This window comes from Pseudoalteromonas sp. MB41 (genome assembly GCF_020966275.1).
GTDB lineage: Bacteria > Pseudomonadota > Gammaproteobacteria > Enterobacterales > Alteromonadaceae > Pseudoalteromonas > Pseudoalteromonas lipolytica.
In genome coordinates this window covers 144,699-161,343 of the sequence record NZ_JAJJZF010000003.1, presented here as the reverse complement: position 1 = coordinate 161,343, position 16,645 = coordinate 144,699, and the positions used below count along the sequence as shown (strand labels likewise).

Below are 16,645 nucleotides of genomic sequence, written 5' to 3'. Positions count from 1 at the left end.
TTACCTATTTTTTCTTAGCGCTAACGCGGTAAATCGCATTAGCGTAATCGTCTGAGATCAATAAGCTGCCATCTGCAAGTTCTGCAAATGCAACTGGGCGACCAAATGTTTCTTCATTTTGCATAAAGCCAGTAATGAATGGGGTGTACTTTGTAATACGGCCTTGTTCAACATTGGCTAGCATGACTCTATAACCCGACTTTTTCGAACGATTCCACGAACCATGCTCAGCAACAAATAACTGTTCTTTGTAGTTGGCCGGAAATTGCTTACCGTTGTAGAAATGAATACCGAGTGGTGCAACATGCGCCCCCAGCGCCAGTGCAGGTGATTTGTAATCAGCAATACGCTTACCTTTGCCAAATTCAGGGTCTAAAATAGCCCCTGCATGCACATAAGGGAAACCGTAATGAGCGCCTTCTTCTCCTTCACCTACTCGGTTAATCTCGCATGGAGGCATGTCATCGCCCATCATGTCACGGCCATTGTCACTGAACCAAAAAGCATGGGTAGTTGGGTGATAATCAAAGCCCACTGAATTACGTACACCTTTGGCAATCGTTTTAATTTCTTTGGTATCAACATCCAAAGAGAAAATACGGCCGTACTTGTCATCTTCTGCACAAATATTACACGGTACACCAACAGGAACAATTAACTCCCCCGTTGGCGCAAAGCTAATAAACTTCCAGCCATGGTGACGATCGGTTGGGAACTTATCGTAAACCACCTCAAATTTGGGTGCTTTTAAATGTTTATCAATTTCTTTAAAACGAATAATACGTGACACTTCAGCAACGTATAAATCGCCGTCTTTTATTGCTAAACCCGACGGCATTTCGAGCCCTTTGGCTATCACAATTTTCTTATCTGCTACACCATCACTGTTATGATCGATAAGCGCATAAACATTGCCCGCTTTTCGCGAGCCGACATACACAATGCCTTTTTTAGAAACGGCAATTTGACGCGCATTCTCAACATCATCTGCAAATAAACTAACGTTGAAGCCATCTGCAACCGTTAGTTTATCTAAAATATCTTTTGCCATCACTGGCGCTGACAACAAGCTCAGTGATAATAATGAAGTCAGTATTTTTTTCATTTTTCTTGCCTTTTAATTCATTTTCAGCAACTAAGTTGCAGCTCTATATTTAAACTTGTGCACGATTACCGTGATCTTCTAGCCACTGACGACGGTCTGAAGAACGCTTTTTAGCAAGCAACATGTCCATCATTTCCATGGTTTGCTCTTCTTCATCAAGTGTTAGCTGCACTAAGCGACGTGTATTAGGATCCATGGTGGTTTCGCGTAATTGCAGCGGATTCATCTCACCAAGACCTTTGAAGCGTTGTACATTAACTTTACCGCGTTTTTTCTCTGCTTCTATCCGGGCTAAAATGCCATTTTTTTCGTCTTCATCAAGGGCGTAATACACATCCTTACCAATGTCGATTCGAAATAAGGGGGGCATTGCCACGTACACATGGCCTTTTTTGATAAGCGCAGGAAAGTGACGCACAAACAATGCACACAACAAGGTGGCAATGTGTAATCCATCCGAGTCAGCATCCGCTAAGATACAGATTTTATTGTAGCGCAGACCTGATAGGTCACTTGAATCAGGGTCAATGCCGAGTGCCACCGAAATATCATGCACTTCTTGCGATGCCAAAATTTGCCCAGACTCAACTTCCCACGTATTTAAGATTTTACCTCGCAGCGGCATAATCGCTTGGAACTCGCGATCACGTGCTTGTTTAGCCGAACCACCCGCCGAGTCACCCTCAACTAAAAATAGTTCAGTGCGGTCATTATCTTGCGCGCTGCAATCGGTTAATTTACCAGGTAATGCGGGGCCAGAGGTAATGCGTTTACGCACTACTTTTTTGGCTGCACGTAAACGACGTTGCGCATTAGAGATACATAAATCGGCAAGTAACTCGGCAGTTTCGGTGTGCTCGTTTAACCATAAACTAAATGAGTCTTTCACCACACCAGACACAAATGCAGCACATGAACGCGAAGACAGCTTTTCTTTTGTTTGACCTGCAAATTGCGGGTCTTGCATTTTAACTGACAGCACATAACTACAACGCTCCCAAATATCATCTGGGGTCAGTTTTACACCACGTGGCAGTAAGTTTCTAAACTCACAAAACTCACGCATCGCCTCTAAAAGCCCTTGGCGCAAGCCGTTTACATGGGTTCCGCCCTGTGCGGTTGGAATTAAGTTTACATAGCTCTCGGCAATCGATTCACCACCATCAGGTAACCACACAACTGCCCAATCAGCGCCTTCTGTTGAGCTGGCAAACTCACCTATAAACGGCTCTTTAGGCAAGACATCAAAGCCTTTTACAGCCTCATTTAAATAGTCTTTTAGGCCTGTTTCGTAGTACCACTCGAGTGTTTCTTTAGTTTGCTTATTGGTAAACTTGATGCGCAAACCTGGGCATAATACGGCTTTGGCTTTTAATAAGTGATTAAGCTTGGTGATCGAAAAGTTCGCTGAGTCAAAATAGCTGGCATCAGGCCAAAAACGAACCGTTGTCCCGGTGTTACGCTTACCAACCGTGCCAATTACGTTTAAGTCTTCGACTTTATCGCCGTGTTCAAAGGCCATTCTAAATTGCTGCGCATCGCGGCGAACAGTCACTTCAACACGAGTAGATAGCGCATTCACAACCGAAATACCTACGCCGTGCAAACCACCTGAGAATTGATAGTTCTTATTTGAGAACTTACCACCTGCATGTAGCTTGGTAAAAATAAGCTCTACCCCGGGAATTCCTTCTTCAGGGTGAATATCGATTGGCATCCCTCGGCCATCATCAATGACTTCTAATGAGTTATCTTCATGAAGAATGACATCTATTTTTGTTGCATGGCCTGCCATTGCTTCATCGACACTGTTATCGATAACCTCTTGGCCTAAGTGATTAGGACGCACCGTGTCGGTATACATACCAGGGCGGCGTTTAACAGGTTCTAACCCGTTTAAGACTTCAATTGCTTCGGCGTTATAATTTTGCTGACTCATAGTTTTTATATCTTTTATGCGCTTAGCTATGTTTTACGTGATTTTAAGAAAATCTACAATACTTGCAAAGGTTTGTTCGAAGCCGATAAAACTATGATCGCCTCCAAATTCAACGCGTTGCTTACACTGAGAATAATATTTAACCGCCTCTTGATAAGGCAGTACTTCGTCGCCTGTTTGCTGTAACAAATAGAGTAATGACGGCGTTTTTATTTGCGCTAAATACAAGCTGCGCAATGCATCCATATGCCGCTTATCAAGCTCATAATGAACATTTTGATACGGGTTATAGTTTGGTCCCAAGAGATTATCAAGCAGCTCAAAAGGACGAACCGCGGGATTAATGACAACAGCAGGGAGGCCATAACGCTGCGACAAATACGTCGCATAAAACCCACCAAGCGAACTGCCTAACAACACGGTATCTGCCGTGATGAGCTGCTCTAGCTGTAGCATGGCATGCAATGGCTCATGGGTTAAACGAGGCACTTGATAGTCAACATCAAATTGCGCCATATGCTCACCAAAACGCACCGCTTTATAAGACTTTTCAGAGCTGTTAAAGCCATGAATATAAATTACCCGTTTAGCCATACTACATCCGTTGTTAACTGCACGCTATGCGTATCATCAAAGTTTAGGGTAATTAAACGAAAAGCAGGCCCTAAATCCTCTTGCTGCCACTGTGTAGTTTGCTTGGTAAACTGGATGGAGCTTGCGGGTGTTGCGTATATATTCAAGCCGCGAAATGCATACTTATAATCATGATGAACGTGACCATGAAACAACGCGATGCAGTGATGAGTGTTCACCAACGCATTTAACAATTGCGGGCCATTTTCAAGGAGGTGTTTATCGAGATAACCGTTTATAGGTAATGGGTTATGATGACAAAACACCACACTAGGTGTGTCATCCACTCCCTTACTAAGCTCCTCTAAATGCGCCTGCTTTACCCACCCCGCAGGTGTTGCACCTTTCGAGTTAGCCAACAATAATTGCCCACCCTGAAAAGTAATTCGCTTATGGCTTAAAATGTGAGAACCCGCAATCGCATGGTATTCCTGTAACTCATCGTGATTACCCGGCAACCAAAATACGGGACACAACAACGGTGAATCCGCAATTAGTTTAGCGAATAACTGGTATGAATCGCTGCTATGATCTTGCGTTAAGTCACCACCAAATACAACGCAGTCGACTTGATGTTCTGCAATTGCGGCTAAACAACGTGCAAAATACTCTGCGGTATTAACCCCAAAGTACTCGCCACTTTGATCTTTAAATAAGTGACAATCTGTAATATGGGCAACCGTTAACTGCGATTTTTCAAAATGGTAAGCGTCGCTAAACCAAGCCATTGTTAACATCCCAATTTAATACTGCGCGACCATTTTCAACACAAGCCACTAACCAGTCATATAAAAAAGCATTCAGCTGATATTTCTCGTCTTTTTGATGCATATTTGGATTAGGATAAGCATACGAAGGTTTAATGCGCTGATGAAAATCATGATGAATTATTTCGGCGACTTTCGCATCATGGTACATACGAACGGTTAAATACAGCGGTTTAACCGAATGTACGTGTCCCGCTTCCTGACTAATCGAGATATCCATGGTGTACTTTGCTGTATTGTCAATTTTGACCACAAAGGTACTACTTCCCAACTGAACTTTGCGTTCTTGGTCAACTTGACGCTCTTGAGGAAGTAACTTTAATGCACGCACATAATTGTGCTCACACAAAGTTAAGTACTTAGGTAAGCTCTGAATGTAACGTTGTTCAGCCGTGACGTACGTCAAAATGCCCCCTACTCGTTAGTCGTTTTGCAAATCAGACACTATACGTTGCCTGTTCAGTGCTAACCATTGAAGCGAAATAACCGTTGCAGCATTGTCTATTTCACCTTGCTCCAATCGCAGCATGGCTTCATCATATGACATTATATGTGTTTTGATGTCTTCATCTTCGTTATCAAGACCAAAAATACCACCTTGGTATTGAGATAGGTCAGTATAGGCTAAATACAAGAACAAACGCTCTGTTGTTCCACCCGGACTTGAAAGATACGACATCATGAATTCAAGTTTATCAAGCTCAATCCCCGCCTCTTCAAACGCTTCGCGTTTGGCGACTTCTTCATAGTCAGTACTGCCATCAGCCATACCCGCTATGCATTCAAGTAACCAAGGAGAGTGTTTTGAGGCCAATGCCCCAATGCGTATTTGCTCAATTAACAGCACCTGATCAGTCACCGGATCATAAGGAAGTACGGCAACCGCATGGCCTCGTTCTAATATTTCACGCTTTACTTCGACAGACTGTCCACCGGCAAACAGTGCATGACGAAAGCAATATAAATTTATCTTAAAAAAACCATCATAAACACGTTCAATAGGCTTTAACTCTATGTCGTCATGGCTAAATTGTGAGATTGCGGTTATTTTCATTCTCTATTTCCTATACATTATGCGTAAAAAATACGGCCAATTATATTCTGTTACACTTGGACATGCAGATTTACGTATTTTTTTTTTGGTTATTCATTAAAAAAGAGTACCATGGTGACAGTACGAAAATTGTCTAAGGACTGAACGAACAATGAAAAAAACACTACTCGCTGCGCTTATCGGTTTTTCAAGCGCATTGACTGCAACAGCAAGTTACGCTGAAGACCTACTTCAAGTTTACGAGATTGCAACAGCAAACGATCCTACCGTACTTAAAGCAAAAGCCCAAGCAGATGCGCAAGCTTATGAGAGCGATCGCGCGTTAAGTGCACTATTACCGCAAATTGGTCTTAGCCTTGGCTATGAATCAACAGATTCAACCTTATACGAAGGCACTGATGCGACAGGTTATGCTGAGTTTAGTCGCGATACAGATGTATTCAGCCGTGGCATCAGCTTAAGCCAAACATTATTTGATTTAGGTGCTTGGAATACCCTAGGTATTGCTGATAAACAGGCTTTACAAGCATCTGCACAATACGACTTTGCAAAACAAGATCTTATCGTGCGTGTGGCTGAAGGCTATTTCAATGTATTGAGCGCGATTGATAACTTAGAGTTTGTGCAAGCTGAGAAACGTGCCATTGAGCGCCAACTTCAACAAACAAAAGAGCGCTATGCAGTGGGTTTAACCGCGATAACTGACGTTCATGAAGCCCAAGCTCAGTTTGATAACTCAGTCGCAAAAGAAATTGTTGCTAAGAACAGTGTCGAAACAGCGCGTGAGCAACTTCGTGAAATCACGGGTAAATATCATGCTAAGTTAGACATGTTGAACACGGACACTTTTTCAACGGTTGCACCTAGTAAACAATCAACTGATTACATAAAAATCGCTGAAGAGAAAAACTTAAATCTGCAAGTGTCAAAAGTGACTGTCGATATTGCAAAAGATCAAATCGACTTAGCAAAAGCAGGACACTACCCTAAGCTGACACTCAACGCATCGTACAGTGACGGCCTAGAGGATTTAAATAAAAACTCACATGAGCCACGCACAGATACGGCCAGAGTGGGCGTTAATTTCAGTGTACCAATTTACTCTGGCGGAGCAACCGTAGCTGCGACAGATCAAGCGCGTGCATTCTACGTTGCAGCAAGCGAAGATTTAGAAGCAAGTTTACGTGCAGTTACACGTTCTGTTATTACGTCTTATAACCAAGTGGTTTCAGATATCGCTACATACAAAGCACTTCAACAAGCGGTTGTGTCAGCCGAAAGTGCATTAAAAGCGACTGAAGCAGGTTTTGAAGTTGGTACACGTACCATTGTTGACGTACTGATCAGCACGCAAAATCTTTATAACGCGAAAAGTAACCTTGCCAACGTACGTTACCGTTATGTTGTTTCTACATTACGCTTGAAGCAAGCTGCGGGTACATTAACAGGTGAAGACCTCGTCGCGATTAATCAAGGATTAAAAGAAATCTAAGTATTTCTTATCATTCTTGACAATTCTATAAGCCAGCTATTGCTGGCTTTTTGTATTTTTAAACACTTACAGTTAAACTAGCTTTTTTATTTTTAGAGATAATTTTTGTGGTTAGTTCATCTCCCTTTAAAGCGTCTTTTTTAGGCCCTCGTTATTGGCTTACTTGGGTTGGCGTGTTTTTTCTGTATTTAATTTCTTGGTTACCACATAAATTCCAATTATTTCTCGGCAAACTCATCGGCCGTTTAGTGCATCGCTTTATGAAGCGCCGCCGCCATATTGCAGAAGTAAATATTCGGTTATGTTTTCCTAATATGCCTGAACACGAGCAACGTGAGTTGGTACTAAAAAACATGGAAAACACCGGCATAGCCATGATGGAAACAGGCATGGCTTGGTGGTGGCCAGAGTGGCGAATTAAAAAAGTGTTTGGTTCAGTAACAGGACTTGAACACTTTGAAAAAGCGCAGCAATCGGGTAAAGGAGTTTTGTTACTGGTTCCACATTTTTTGCATTTAGAAATGGCCAGCCGAATCATGGGAATAAAGCACCAAGGCATAGGCTTTTATCGCCCACACAATAACCCATTGATGGAATACTTCACCACCAACGGGCGGTTGCGTTCTAACGAATACCTAATTGGCAAACGCGATGTAAAAGGCTTACTACAAGCGCTTAAAAACAAAAAAGTATGCTATTACTTACCTGATCAAGATTATGGCCGTAACCGTTGTGAGTTTGCGCCCTTTTATGCTGTTCAAGATGCAGCAACCACCACGGGAACATTACTTTTTTCAAGCAGTAAATACTGTGAAACGGTGAGCTTGACCAGTCGCAGAGATGAGCAAGGGCGTTATCATTTAACGGTACTGCCGGCTCTTGAAAATTTTCCATCTGGCGATAACCTGACAGATGTGACGCGTGTTAACCAACGTATGGAACAGGCAATCGACTTAGCGCCCGAACAATACATGTGGTTACACCGCCGTTTTAAAACACGCCCTGATGAGAATGCCCCTTCTTATTATAAGTAGAGTGACAATTTTTAATTTGTATGGTTTTATTAAACGAGTAAACAACAAGAGAATTAGAAATGTGGTTTTGGGTTAAGCATTTATCATTAGCTGTAATTTTAATTGCTGCTGCGATTTATTTTTTATTTGGCAGCGGGCCAGTTCTTGATATCAAGGATACTCAGAATGCTGCAGCACAGGGACTATCCCGTTTTTACGCTGCCCTTAGAAATCAAGTGAACAGTAAAGACAACGAGCGTGATAAATACGTGCTCAAGTTGCCCGCACCTGAAACAAGCCTTGATATGGCGTTGTTTGAACGAGAAAAAGTCGTTGAGCCCTCTTCACCTAACTGGACGGGTGATGTGCAACCGCGTCGCTTTGAAAACGGCACAACCCTCAAGGATGTGTTGTCCGATTACGCACGTAACGAAGACATTGTGTTGTATTGGTATTTAAGCAAAGATTACGTTGTTAAAGATCACTTTCGTGTTGATAGTAATTTTGTCTCTGCCCTGTACCAAGTAGGCAGGGCAATTAACGACGACTTTGAAAACGAGGTGTATACATTTTTCTGCTTTAAGCAAAGAGCAGCGGTGATCACTGAACTGCCCTCTGCTTATGTACGTGAAAACTGCCGTCGTTTAAAAAGCTAATACTTGCTGCCACACCTGCTTTACAAGTGCTATGTGCTGAGTTAGCTCAGCACGAGGGGCACAACGGCCTTGCTGATTTAAACTCATCATATGATAACGCGAGCGATACTCAATGTATGCAGCGACTAAATCGCGCTGCATACGTTCTGAAATACACCCAAAACGAGCGGCATCAGCCAAAATGCGCACATTATCAGACCAATATGTCAGCGCACGGTGCTGATGCGCATTTTTGAGCACAACATATTGAGTGATAAATTCAATATCGGTTATACCGCCTTGGTCTTGCTTTAAATCAAATAACTCTTCGGTCCCCTTGGCAAGATGGGCACGCATTTTTTCGCGCATTTCAACCACGTCTTTTTGTAATTTGTCTGCTTCACGCGCTTGGCACAATACATCTTGACGAATTTCTGCAAAACGTTCACTCAACGATGCCTGACCGTAGATCATACGCGAGCGTACAAGGGCTTGATGCTCCCATGTCCATGCCTGCGTTTGCTGGTAGTGGTAGTAGCTTTCAAGATTAATTGCGAGTAACCCCGACGCCCCTTCAGGGCGCAGACGCGTATCCAGCTCATACAATATGCCTGATGCTGTACGAGTATTAAATAAGTGCATTAATCGCTGAGCGAGTTTTAAATAAAATTGACGCGAATCAATCGACTTGTCGCCATCGGTGTAGCTGCTGCCATCGTGGTTGTGAACAAACACTAAATCGAGATCAGAGTCGTAGCCCACTTCAAATCCCCCCGTTTTTCCATAAGCAATGACTGCAAATCCTTTTTCTTGCTCCGAGGTATTTGTTGGTCGGCCAAAACGCTCAACACAAGCATGCCATGCAATATTAACCGCTTGCTCTACAATCGCTTCTGCAAGCGCAGTTAAGTGATCGCTTACTTTCATGACATCAAGAACACCTGTGGCATCGGCCGCGGCAATCCGCAATTGATGAGTTTGCTTAAACTGGCGTAAAGCTTCCATTTGCAACTCAAGATCGCCATGCTCAATGCGTAGAAAATACTGCCTAATTTCATCTTTGTAAGCAGATAACGGCGTTGGTTTGTAAAGCACCTGGGGATCAATTAATTCATCAAGCAAAATTGGATAACGAGAAATATGTTCGCCAATCCATTTACTATGACAACACAGTGCAACCAATTGATTAAGTGCACCTGGGTTTTCATATAAAAGCTCTAGGTAAGCCGTTCGCGAGATAATTTTATTCAGCACTTGGCAAATCATGGTAAAGGCATCGCTACTCGCTTTCGTTACCGTAAGTTGCTTAAGCAATAGTGGCATGAGTTTATCGAGAATATCACGACCACGGGTGCCTATTTTGGCTTTTGTTAAGCGTGCTTTAAAATCATCAAGCGCAGTCTGCCAATCTAGATTAGGCTCGCACATCAAACTGACGTCGGTCATTTCCCATGCACTGATAAATTCACTTTCACATGGGTCTGCACTGTCACTTTCAAAGCCTATCACCTGCTCAAACTCACCGTGCACGTCGGCCATTATTTTATTAATAGCCACAAGACAGCTATCAAAATCGGGCTGCTTAAGTAAGTAGCATAAACGCTGCTGATTTTGCGCGTCATCTGGCAATGTTTGTGTTTGTTTGTCTGCGAAAATTTGTAAGTACTGTTCAATACGACGAAGCGCTAAGTAATTATGCTTAAGTAAATCAGCTTCTTTTTTCTCAATCACTTGATTATTAACAAGCTCTTGCAAAGCTAATAAGAGCGACTGAGTTTGCAAGTTAGCTTCGCGCCCGCCGCGAACCATTTGCAGTGCTTGCACCACAAATTCCACCTCACGAATTCCGCCTGCGCCAAGTTTTATGTTATTAGTTAAACGTTTTCGGCGTACTTCTTGTGCGATCATTTGTTTCATTTTTCGTAAAGATTCAATCACCGAAAAATCGATATAACGTCGGTATACGAAGGGCCTTAGTAGCTCATAAAACTCTTTCCAGTAACCATTTTCAGCGCCAATTAAACGCCCTTTAAGCATGGCGTAACGCTCCCATTCACGCCCTTGTTCTTGGTAATAATCTTCAAGTGCTTGAAAGCTCATGACCAGAGGGCCACTTTCGCCAAATGGGCGCAGACGCATATCAACACGAAAAACTTGGCCATTAACGGTGGTTTGATTTAGCGCCATAATAAGCTTTTGGGCAACCTTTGTGTAAAAGACCTGTGCTTCGACAGAGCGACGTCCACCTTGGGTTGCGACATCTCGCGGGTATGAAAAAATCAAGTCAATATCAGACGAATAATTAAGCTCTTTGCCCCCTAATTTCCCCATGCCAAGTACCATCATAGGAATGGCCTCTCCAGCACTGTTCAGCGGTGTGCCACTCACGTTTGCTACTTGTGCAAATGCCCACTGATTCGCACTGTCGATAAGTTGATCTGAAAGCTCGGAGATATAAGCAATGCTGTCATCAATCGGGTTTTGGCAACATAAGTCTAAATAGGCGACTTTTAGCCAATATTTTTCTCGGTATACACGCAATTTTGCCATTGCCGCCGCATCATCAAGGGTTGAGAGTTCATTGCTATTGAGGGGCGGTTCTGTGGTGCGATTAGCAAGTTCATCGGTATCTAACAACCACGCTTTTAATGTTGGTTGCGATTGTAAGCAGCTCCAGGCAAAGTCACTTAAAGACAATAAGTTAACAATACTTGGTTCAACATCTTGGCCTGGATACAAATCAGCAAAGCGTGTCTGACCTAGCTGCTGAAGCGCTTCTGGAAGCGGGTGTAAATTACTCATTAAATACTCTCTTTTAACTTACCTGTAACCGTACTAGAATGATTATCAAAGAATCTTTTTAGCAGGGATCTGCATGCAATATTTATCACTATCTAACACTAGTTTACTTGCGATTGCCATTAGTTTCGCTGTAATTTGCATCACCATCGTGCTCCTACGCATCCTAACGCAAATCAAAGCAAAACAAGCGCTTAAGGAAGAACTAGCCCAGCATGATAACTTTGCAATGGGGATCAGCTTTGCCAGTGAAATCTTAGTAGTGATCGCGACTATCGCGTACATTTTTGATGAAATTAGTTTAAGTGCAGCCCAGTCTAACCCACTCAAGGTGGTTATTTTAATCGCGTTATTATTTGCCTTTATTAAAGTCGGCCACTTAATTCATCGCAAATGGATTCTACATCGCTTTAACGAAGAGGCCGCCATTCTCAAGCAAAACGTGTGTGCCGCGCTTGTTGACTCCGGTATGTTAATCGCAAACTGTATTATCAGTTTAGGACTTTACAACTGGTGCCATACTCAAGGATACAGTAGTTTATTAATCGCAACGGTCAGCTTTTTTGTATTACAAGGGATGTTTGCGCTGGACAGTAAAATTCGTGAATACCGCTTTGCTAAAGCAAATCAAGGTGCCTCATTACAAAGTAACTTTAATCTAGAAAACACCTCTATTGGTATTCGCTATGCGGGTAAGTCTATTGGCCTTGCATTGGCGGGTTACGCTGGTCTTGCCAGTGCTTCATTTATTAGTGGTAAGATGGTTGAAAACTTATTTACTTTAGTGTCTCACTGTGGTGCGATGTGGGTATTGTTATATGTGCTAAGCTACATAATTAAATATATTTCACTACCCAATATAGATACATCATTAGAAGTGGATCACCAAGATAACATAGGTATTGCATGCATAGAGTTTGCCGTTTTCGGCGCGATAGGCTATTTACTAATTAGTATGTTTTCAATTTGATACGGAAGTACGTACATCGTGAGGCACCATGCCATTTAAAGTAAACAATTACTTACTTGTTGATGTAGACAGTGACTTTAGTCGCGCATTTACGCAACATTACTTTGCCAACGCACAAGGGTCTACCCTTGTAGTAGCAGGTGCGAATAGCCGTCATATGGTCAAACTGATGTTTGAACAACTCATCAAAGATTATTGCTACTGTGATTTTAGTAATGAAATAAGTGTCTCTGAGCTTGCCAGCTATTTACATGAACACCATAACATTCAAGGTGTTTTAATTAATCAAACCGATTACCAATTAGCAGACGACGCGCAAAAATTTATTTATAACTCACTGCATAAAGTACGCTTTTTAGTAAACCAAGACGAGCAAGGCTTTGATTTCATTCCCTGCCCTGATCCCGCACATATTAACCACCTATCTTGCCAAACAGATATTGCCGAAACACGCGCTGAAATCCTCACTTTAAGCGAAGATTTAAATAAATAATTGCACCTAAGCCGCTGCTTACTTACCATATCGCTAAATTATTTTATAAGTGACAGCCCATGCGAGTTCCTCATATTTATCAACCTTCTGTTATCACATTAGATAACCCCGTCACCCTTGATGAAGATGCTGCTGGCCATATTGGTCGCGTACTTCGTATGAAAGTCGGTGAGCAGGTGTCAATATTTAATGGTGAAGGTGGCGAATACCTCAGTGAAATCATTGAAGTAAGTAAAAAGAACGTCGTTGTACAACCACTCGAGTTTATTGATCATGACGTAGAGTCTCCACTTAAAATCCACCTAGGTCAGGGGGTTTCACGAGGTGACAAAATGGACTTTACTATTCAAAAATCAGTGGAGCTGGGGATCACTGAAATCACTCCTATTTTTAGTCAACGATGTGGTGTCAAACTCAGCGGTGAACGTTTAGCTAAAAAACACCAACAATGGCAAAAAATAGCCATCGCAGCTGCTGAGCAGTCTGGACGAAATTTTGTCCCTGTGGTGCACCCTCCAATTGATATCAAAGAGTGGTTAGAACAAAGCAGCGATGCCATAAAGTTAACCTTGCACCCACGTGCAGAGCACAGCATTAAGACCATTCAAGTTCCTTCGTCAGGCGTGCGGTTCTTAGTGGGCCCTGAAGGAGGATTTACCGATGAAGAGCTTGAGATTGCGAAACAACAAGCGTTCGTTGATATTCGTTTAGGCCCACGTGTACTGCGCACCGAAACCGCGGCATTAACGGTACTGAGTGCATTGCAATTACAGTTTGGTGATTTAGCGAATTGAAAATCGTAAAAACACCCATATATCAAGATCACTAACCACAGTATGGCAATACCATTGAAAGGCAAAAACATGGCAATTAAGTTAGGCATAATCTCTGATCCTATTAGTGGCTTTAATATTAAAAAAGACACTGGCTTCGCAATGATGATAGAAGCACAAAAACGCGGTTACGAACTTTACTACATGGAAATGGACGACCTGTCACTGCGCCAAGGTCAAGGCTATGCCACAGCAGCAAAAGCCCGTGTATTTGATGATGTAAATCATTGGTATGAGCTTGAAGAAAAAGCCTCCATTGCCCTTGCTGATTTAGACGTAATTTTAATGCGTAAAGATCCTCCTTTCGATACCGAATATATTTACGCAACTTATATTTTAGAGCGTGCAGAACAAGCAGGCACTTTGGTTATCAACAAACCACAGAGTTTACGTGATGCCAATGAAAAACTGTTCACCGCTTGGTTTAGTGAGCACACTCCAGATACGCTCGTAACACGAAGCCAAGCCGATATTCGTGCATTTTTAGCTGAGCATAAAGACATTATCTTAAAGCCATTGGACGGTATGGGGGGAGCGTCAATTTTCCGCGTTAAAGAAGATGACGCGAATATTGGTGTTATTTGCGAAACGTTGACTGAACATGGTAGCCGTTTTGCCATGGCACAAAACTATATTCCAGAAATAAAACAAGGCGATAAACGCGTATTAGTCGTTGATGGTGAAGTCATGCCATACTGCCTTGCTCGCATTCCTCAAAATGGCGAAACGCGCGGCAATCTTGCGGCTGGCGGGCGTGGCGAAGCACGTCCTATTAGTGATTCAGACCGTAAAATTGCTGAAGCTGTCGCACCGACACTAAAAGCGAAAGGGCTTATTTTTGTTGGTTTAGATATTATTGGCGACCGCCTAACAGAAATCAATGTGACGGCACCAACCTGTGTCAAAGAAATTGAAGCCGCTTACGACATTTCAATTACTGGTCACTTATTTGATGCCATTGAGAGAAAACTGAGCCATACTTAATTAAACCTAACAAAAGGGGCGACCTATGCAGTCATTAGAGAACCATTTCTTAATCGCGATGCCAAGCATGCAAGACCCTTTTTTCAAGCGTGCTGTTACTTATATTTGTGAGCATAATCAAGATGGTGCGATGGGCTTGGTGATTAACCAGCCTATCAATATCACGGTGGGTGAGTTACTCGATAAAATCGAGATTGATAACGACAAGACGCAACAAGCCGCAGGCCGCGCAGTGTTCGCCGGCGGCCCCGTGAAAACGGATCGCGGCTTTGTACTGCACTCGCCTAAGCCGGGCTACACGGCGAGTCAAAAGCTCAGTAGTGATATTATGATCACCACCTCAAAAGATGTGCTCGCAACTCTCACCACAGCGCAAGCACCCGAGCAGTTTATTATCACCTTAGGTTATGCCGGGTGGGATCAAGGACAACTTGAACAAGAACTACTTGAAAATGCGTGGCTAATCATTAAAGCTGACCCTGAGATTATTTTTAATACCCCCGTAGAAAAACGCTGGGAAAAAGCGGTTTCTATGCTGGGTTTTGATGTCAGTCAACTAAGCTCTGAAGCCGGTCACGCTTAACCTAAACGCACTAATTAAACGGCAACTATGACAAAACGCACTTTTAAGCCCATCGGTGAACGCACTGTAATGGGCTTTGACTTTGGTACCAAAAGCATTGGTATCGCCATAGGTCAAGAGTTAACAGGGACAGCCTCTAGCTTACAAGCAGTGAAAGCAAAAGACGGCATCCCAGACTGGCAACTTATTAAAAAACAGGTCGATGAGTGGCAACCTGATTTGATGGTTGTTGGCTTGCCACTCAATATGGATGGCACCACGCAAGATGTCACATTCAAAGCCAAAAAGTTTGCAAACCGACTACACAATCACTTTGCGATTCCGGTTGAAACCCAGGATGAAAGACTCACCACGGCAGATGCCAAAGCGCGCTTATTTGAACAAGGCGGTTACAAAAATCTAGGTAAGGGTAACGTGGATAATATGTCTGCGGTGATTATTCTTGAAAGTTTCTTTGAACAGTTTTATGGCGACTAAGGTTGTTTATTAATAACCGTATAGTGTGTTAAATCAGGAATAAAGCCTGCCTCGCGGTAGGCTTTTTCTATTGCACCCGCCTCGCGTAATTGCTGCAAGCCTTTTTGCAAAGCCGTATACGCTGCTTTGCCATCGGGGTGTTTCTTCGAAATAATAAAATGACGACTATCATTTAGCTGCAGTAGCACATCAGGCACCGCGACAAGGTTAATATCTTCCAGAATATAGCGATTATTTAAACTTGGCATTAAGGGCATCATCACAAAATCAACCCATTGCATTGATACCATTCGGACTTGGCTCAGCCACTCATCTTCGCGCAGTAATTCTTTTAGCGGTAACGCAGACAGTGTCTGCCAATCGGTTTGCCAGCGTGGTGTAGAAACCGCCGTTAACTGAGAAAAGTCAGACAGCTGGTTTATCTTAAATACTTTTTCATTACGAGGCGAAGTATATACCCCCGCAAAATACTCCCCTTCGCGGATCACCGGGGCTGACACATACACATCCCGTGTCAACTTATTTGCATCGAGTGACCACACACTGTCAAAACTAATAAGCAACTTACCATTTTCTAACAGTTTGGTGTTTCGGTAATTGATATTGCCTTTGTGATATCGAAAAGGCTTGGTAAATCCCCCCAATATCAAAGCTTGCTGGGCAATGATCATATCAACCACATCACGACGAATATACGCGCCGCTAAAGTCTTTTACTTCAATAGGCTCTCGCCCTTTTAAAAACCGGCTGTAATCATCAAACACATCATCGCGAATAAATATAACCACTTCATTTGCATCAATACTGTGCGCGGGCAGCGCACAACTCAACAGCAATAACACAGCGATTAAATTTATTCGCAACAACA

The 16,645-nt window shown here is 42.8% G+C and carries 17 protein-coding genes; 9 read left to right on the top strand and 8 right to left on the bottom strand.

Features of this window, described 5'->3' with window-relative positions; translation table 11 throughout:
* Positions 1–4 precede the first annotated feature (4 nt).
* The 6 genes from LPA49_RS06000 to LPA49_RS05975 are packed head-to-tail and all read right to left on the bottom strand — an operon-like array spanning position 5 to position 5,498.
* Complete coding sequence (locus tag LPA49_RS06000; protein WP_036966136.1) at positions 5–1,105, bottom strand: sorbosone dehydrogenase family protein; 1,101 nt, start codon at positions 1,103–1,105, stop codon at positions 5–7.
* A gap of 49 nt (positions 1,106–1,154) precedes the next feature.
* Positions 1,155–3,044, bottom strand: a complete 1,890-nt coding sequence (gene parE, locus LPA49_RS05995; RefSeq protein WP_036966132.1) for a DNA topoisomerase IV subunit B — start codon at positions 3,042–3,044, stop codon at positions 1,155–1,157.
* Between the two features lie 33 nt (positions 3,045–3,077).
* Complete coding sequence (locus tag LPA49_RS05990) at positions 3,078–3,638, bottom strand: YqiA/YcfP family alpha/beta fold hydrolase (RefSeq protein WP_036966129.1); 561 nt, start codon at positions 3,636–3,638, stop codon at positions 3,078–3,080.
* On the bottom strand, positions 3,623–4,405 hold the full coding sequence (locus tag LPA49_RS05985; RefSeq protein WP_036966125.1) for a metallophosphoesterase: 783 nt from the start codon (positions 4,403–4,405) through the stop codon (positions 3,623–3,625). The genes LPA49_RS05990 and LPA49_RS05985 overlap by 16 nt, the downstream gene beginning before the upstream one ends.
* Entirely contained in the window at positions 4,392–4,850 is a 459-nt protein-coding gene (locus LPA49_RS05980) for a DUF1249 domain-containing protein (RefSeq protein WP_036966122.1), read from the bottom strand. The genes LPA49_RS05985 and LPA49_RS05980 overlap by 14 nt, the downstream gene beginning before the upstream one ends.
* Positions 4,851–4,865: 15 nt before the next feature.
* Entirely contained in the window at positions 4,866–5,498 is a 633-nt protein-coding gene (locus LPA49_RS05975) for an NUDIX domain-containing protein (protein WP_036966119.1), read from the bottom strand.
* Positions 5,499–5,649: 151 nt separating this feature from the next.
* Here LPA49_RS05975 and tolC point away from each other — a divergent pair, with 151 nt between their 5' ends.
* From tolC to LPA49_RS05960, 3 genes are all read left to right on the top strand, one after another.
* Positions 5,650–6,990 (top strand): outer membrane channel protein TolC, encoded by a 1,341-nt coding sequence (gene tolC, locus LPA49_RS05970; protein WP_036966116.1) that lies wholly within the window; start codon positions 5,650–5,652, stop codon positions 6,988–6,990.
* A gap of 107 nt (positions 6,991–7,097) precedes the next feature.
* Complete coding sequence (gene lpxL, locus LPA49_RS05965) at positions 7,098–8,024, top strand: LpxL/LpxP family Kdo(2)-lipid IV(A) lauroyl/palmitoleoyl acyltransferase (RefSeq protein ID WP_180311072.1); 927 nt, start codon at positions 7,098–7,100, stop codon at positions 8,022–8,024.
* A 59-nt stretch (positions 8,025–8,083) separates the two neighbouring features.
* Positions 8,084–8,659: a TcpQ domain-containing protein gene (locus LPA49_RS05960; RefSeq protein ID WP_180311073.1), complete on the top strand. Its 576-nt coding sequence runs from the start codon at positions 8,084–8,086 to the stop codon at positions 8,657–8,659.
* Here LPA49_RS05960 and glnE read toward each other — a convergent pair.
* The gene (glnE, locus tag LPA49_RS05955) at positions 8,648–11,440 is read right to left on the bottom strand and encodes a bifunctional [glutamate--ammonia ligase]-adenylyl-L-tyrosine phosphorylase/[glutamate--ammonia-ligase] adenylyltransferase (RefSeq protein WP_180311074.1); all 2,793 of its coding nucleotides are present in this window, start codon (positions 11,438–11,440) and stop codon (positions 8,648–8,650) included. The two genes, LPA49_RS05960 and glnE, sit on opposite strands and share 12 nt — an antisense overlap.
* 73 nt (positions 11,441–11,513) lie before the next feature.
* Between glnE and LPA49_RS05950 the strand changes: the two genes are divergently transcribed.
* The 6 genes from LPA49_RS05950 (at position 11,514) to ruvX (ending at position 15,777) form a co-directional block, all read left to right on the top strand.
* On the top strand, positions 11,514–12,407 hold the full coding sequence (locus LPA49_RS05950; RefSeq protein ID WP_036966104.1) for a hypothetical protein: 894 nt from the start codon (positions 11,514–11,516) through the stop codon (positions 12,405–12,407).
* A 28-nt stretch (positions 12,408–12,435) separates the two neighbouring features.
* Positions 12,436–12,900: a hypothetical protein gene (locus LPA49_RS05945; protein WP_036966101.1), complete on the top strand. Its 465-nt coding sequence runs from the start codon at positions 12,436–12,438 to the stop codon at positions 12,898–12,900.
* A gap of 59 nt (positions 12,901–12,959) precedes the next feature.
* On the top strand, positions 12,960–13,694 hold the full coding sequence (gene rsmE / locus LPA49_RS05940) for a 16S rRNA (uracil(1498)-N(3))-methyltransferase (protein ID WP_036966098.1): 735 nt from the start codon (positions 12,960–12,962) through the stop codon (positions 13,692–13,694).
* A 69-nt stretch (positions 13,695–13,763) separates the two neighbouring features.
* The gene (gshB, locus tag LPA49_RS05935; protein WP_075594030.1) at positions 13,764–14,717 is read left to right on the top strand and encodes a glutathione synthase; all 954 of its coding nucleotides are present in this window, start codon (positions 13,764–13,766) and stop codon (positions 14,715–14,717) included.
* Between the two features lie 25 nt (positions 14,718–14,742).
* Positions 14,743–15,300: a YqgE/AlgH family protein gene (locus tag LPA49_RS05930; RefSeq protein WP_036966093.1), complete on the top strand. Its 558-nt coding sequence runs from the start codon at positions 14,743–14,745 to the stop codon at positions 15,298–15,300.
* A gap of 27 nt (positions 15,301–15,327) precedes the next feature.
* Complete coding sequence (gene ruvX / locus LPA49_RS05925) at positions 15,328–15,777, top strand: Holliday junction resolvase RuvX (protein ID WP_075594029.1); 450 nt, start codon at positions 15,328–15,330, stop codon at positions 15,775–15,777.
* Here ruvX and LPA49_RS05920 read toward each other — a convergent pair.
* Positions 15,774–16,640: a hypothetical protein gene (locus LPA49_RS05920; protein ID WP_230235942.1), complete on the bottom strand. Its 867-nt coding sequence runs from the start codon at positions 16,638–16,640 to the stop codon at positions 15,774–15,776. The genes ruvX and LPA49_RS05920 overlap by 4 nt on opposite strands.
* Between the last annotated feature and the right edge of the window lie 5 nt (positions 16,641–16,645).